A 295-nucleotide genomic window follows, 5' to 3' on the forward strand; every position below is an offset into this window, starting at 1 on the left:
CCTGGTTGTATTCCGCAGAGCCCGGGACAAGGTTCGAAGGCAAGAGCTTGTCACCGAGCAATCCGACCAGTATCTCGTTAGCGCCACCCGCCAGCGCTCCGGTGCGGAAATCACCGCCCATCGCTTCAGCCAGCAAACCACCCAGGCCCGCATGCAAGAGGATTTTTGCCAAACCGCCTTCTGGCAGGTTGAGATCGCCAATTTCCCCAGCCCCGACAGCGCCACCGATACTTGCGGCCGCGCTGACAGCCGAACTGGCCAGATTGTCCTTCAGGCTTCCGCCGTAAACAGCCGT

1 protein-coding gene is annotated in these 295 nt (G+C 61.0%); it reads right to left on the reverse strand.

Annotation, left to right across the window (positions count from 1 at the left end):
- On the reverse strand, positions 1-295 hold a 295-nt coding region (locus QK293_RS27540; protein WP_282383542.1), incomplete at both ends, for a DUF637 domain-containing protein.

The organism is Pseudomonas sp. AL03 (assembly GCF_029960815.1).
GTDB lineage: Bacteria > Pseudomonadota > Gammaproteobacteria > Pseudomonadales > Pseudomonadaceae > Aquipseudomonas.